This is a genomic window from Roseibium sp. RKSG952 (assembly GCF_009711355.1).
Map to the genome: position 1 here is coordinate 1 of NZ_SMMF01000193.1, position 348 is coordinate 348.

Annotated in this window: 1 pseudogene; it reads right to left on the bottom strand. The window is 56.6% G+C overall.

Annotated features, from left to right (window positions below):
• Positions 1-348 (bottom strand): annotated as a pseudogene (locus E1297_RS00470) (hypothetical protein); the annotation flags it as partial.

A 348-nucleotide genomic window follows, 5' to 3' on the forward strand; every position in this document is an offset into this window, starting at 1 on the left:
GTTTCGATGCTGGTTGTCTTGTGCCCGATCGTGCCGTCCCCGTTCAGGTCGACATTGTAGAACGTTTCGACATCCACAAAATTTTCGAGGCTGGCGCTACTCAGGTATTCACCGGCCGCATTGGTGATCCACTCACCATATTCTCCAGCCGCGTTTTTCCAGAGCACCTTGAAGCCGCCTGTGATCGCTTCGGCCTGGATAGCCTCCCAGCCGGGGAAACTGTCGGGACCGGCTTTGACACCATCACGCGTCAACTCGACAGTGCCATTGACCAGATAAACGCCACGGGTAGAAGACGCGAGCGTTACGGAACCGGCCGTTTCGATGCTGGTTGTCTTGTGGCCGATC